This is a genomic window from Clostridium sp. ZS2-4, from assembly GCF_026719745.1.
In the GTDB taxonomy this organism is placed as follows: Bacteria; Bacillota; Clostridia; order Clostridiales; family Clostridiaceae; genus Clostridium_H.
Genome location: NZ_JAPPRQ010000087.1, coordinates 1 through 2,749, shown reverse-complemented (window position 1 = coordinate 2,749; position 2,749 = coordinate 1). Strand labels below are relative to the sequence as shown.

Here is a 2,749-nt window from a genome sequence, read left to right as displayed (position 1 = left end):
CAGCAAAGTTTTCTAAAACAACATCACCAATATTTACAGGTGCTTTAACTGCTAATCCTTTTAGAGCTTTTACACATTCAAAAATCTTATCCTTTGGTATATCTGCCTCTGTTTTTACAGGAACAACTGTTAATTCGCCTTCTTCAACTAAAACTGATGACGTTACTATTCTAGTAGGATTTGTACATTCTTTTTCAGCATAAGCTTTTCCTCTTGGACATATGTTTCCTGTAACCTTTGTTACTTCTTTACCTTCTATTTCAACTTCAAGATTGCATCCCATTGGGCAACCTATACAAATTAACTCTCTCATGTTCATTTTTATTCTCCTTCCACTTTAACAGTAATCTTTTTGCAGTTAGGGTATTTATCAAACATAGCCTTGTTAAGTTTTACTGTTTCCATTTCTCCAGGTGCCAGAACCTTTTTCTTTCTGTGTACTTCTCTTTCCCCATCGAAATATACAGAAACATAGCTATCTGAGAATACGTTTCTTACTCTGAATCTTACATCCACAGTGTTATCAACATTATTTGAGTTTATAATCTTAGGAACAGTATATCCTACTCCATTTTCAGCTATTAATTCAATAGTCTCTCCTTCAACTCTTTTTCCTTTTACATACTCAACTGCATTTTTACCAGCGTTGTAGCTTTCTTCTGTAACAAAGTCAACCAGGTCATGAACGTGAAGCACGTTACCACAAGCAAATATTCCTTCTACATTTGTTTGCATTCTCTCATCTACTTCCGGTCCGCCTGTTACACCTAATTTAACTCCTGCTGTTCTTGAAAGTTCATTTTCTGGAAGTAATCCTACTGATAGAAGTAATGTATCACACTCAATATATTCTTCTGTTCCCTTTATTGGTTTTAAGTTTTCATCAACTTTTGCTATGGTAACTCCTGTTATTCTGTCCTTACCTTCTATGTTGGTTATTGTATGAGCCAATTTTAAAGGTATTCCATAGTCATCCAAGCATTGAACTATATTTCTCTTAAGTCCTCCTGAGTATGGCATAAGCTCAACTACTGCCTTTACCTTTGCTCCCTCAAAAGTCATTCTTCTTGCCATTATAAGTCCTATATCTCCTGAACCTAGAATTACAACTTCTTTTCCTGGCATTTTTCCTTCTATGTTTACGAATTTTTGAGCAGTACCTGCTGAATATATTCCTGCACATCTTGATCCAGGTATATTTATAGCTCCTCTTGGTCTTTCTCTACATCCCATAGCTAAAACTATAGCTTGTGCCTTTACTTCTATAATTCCATCGTCTTCATTAACTGCTGTTATAACCTTATCTTCATTTACATCAATTACCATAGTGTTTAGCTTATATGGTATTTTCATTTCTTCTACTTTATCAACAAATCTTTGAGCATATTCCGGACCTGTAAGCTCTTCTTTGAATGTATGAAGTCCAAAACCATTGTGGATACATTGATTAAGTATTCCACCCATGTTTGAATCTCTTTCCAATATTAAAATGTTGTCTATTCCTTCTTCTTTAGCTTTTATGGCAGCTGCAAGTCCTGCCGGACCTCCACCAAGTATAACTATATCGTATTGTTGCATATTAAAACCTCCAATGTTTTTTATTAAATATCTTCTTTAATTTCCCCTACTAAAACCTTAGAACCATGACCAAACTTAGTTACTTCAGTACGTGGAATATCTAATTCTTCAGATAAAATTTCTACTATTCTGTTTGAGCAGAAACCTGATTGGCATCTTCCCATTCCAGCTCTTGTTCTTCTCTTTACTCCATCTAAAGTTCTTGCTCCTAGCGGTCTTCTTATTGCGTTTCTGATTTCTCCTTCAGTAACAGTTTCACATCTGCAAATTATTTTTCCGTATCTTCTATCCAATTTTATAAGTTCTTTTCTTTCATCATTGTTCATTTCTCTGAACTTTGGTATTCCTTCTCTTATTGGATTGAAGCTTTCATTCTTCTCTGGTGATAGCTTTTCAACAACTATTTCAGCAATTCTTTCAGCTACTGCTGGAGCACTAGTAAGTCCTGGTGATTCTATACCTAATGCATTGATAAAGTTTTCCGCATCTTCAACTTCTCCTATGACAAAGTCTCCGCCTTCTTCATGAGCTCTTAATCCAGCAAATGAAGTTATAACTTGTCTATTTGGTATTGTTTTTATTGTAAGTGGTACTTTATCTATAACCGATTCCAAGCCTTCTCTTGTTGTATCTACATCTGTTCTATCATCTATATCTACTGATGTTGGTCCCATAAGCAGGTTTCCATCAACTGTTGGAGTAACTAAAACCCCTTTACCCATTTTAGTTGGCAACTGAAATAATGTTCTTGAAGCCATATCTCCTACTGCTTTATCAAATAGCAGATATTCTCCTTTTCTTGCTATTATATTGTATTTTTTTTGACTTACCATGTTATTTAACTTGTCCGCATAAAGACCTGCTGCATTTATAACTAATTTAGTTTCTATATCCCCTTTATTAGTTTTTAAAATGTAGCTTCCTTCTTTCTTCTCTATGCCTTGTACTTCTGTTTCAAACTTGAATTCTACTCCGTTAGTATTAGCATTTTCTGCAAGTGCAATTGTAAATTCGTATGGACATACAATTCCTCCTGTTGGAAGTGTTAATGCACCTACAACTTTATCTGATAGATTTGGTTCTAATTTTAAAGATTCTTCTCTCTTTAGTATTTCCATTGTGTCCGGTACACCGTTTACAAGACCATGCTGTCTCATTTCTTCTAATTTAT

Annotated in this window: 3 protein-coding genes; all 3 read right to left on the bottom strand. The window is 34.6% G+C overall.

What is annotated here, in order from left to right:
• On the bottom strand, nt 1–319 hold a 319-nt coding region (locus OIO11_RS11790; protein ID WP_268071667.1), incomplete at its 3' end, for a DUF1667 domain-containing protein.
• A gap of 2 nt (nt 320–321) precedes the next feature.
• Nucleotides 322–1,578 (bottom strand): NAD(P)/FAD-dependent oxidoreductase, encoded by a 1,257-nt coding sequence (locus OIO11_RS11785; protein WP_268071666.1) that lies wholly within the window; start codon nt 1,576–1,578, stop codon nt 322–324.
• A gap of 23 nt (nt 1,579–1,601) precedes the next feature.
• Nucleotides 1,602–2,749 (bottom strand): NAD(P)/FAD-dependent oxidoreductase (locus OIO11_RS11780; protein WP_268071665.1); only part of this gene is annotated, 1,148 nt, incomplete at its 5' end.

Bases quoted from the DNA above. Each gene is read 5' to 3' on its own strand.
- OIO11_RS11785 (WP_268071666.1), bottom strand. From the start codon at position 1,578: ATGCAACAATACGATATAGTTATACTTGGTGGAGGTCCGGCAGGACTT.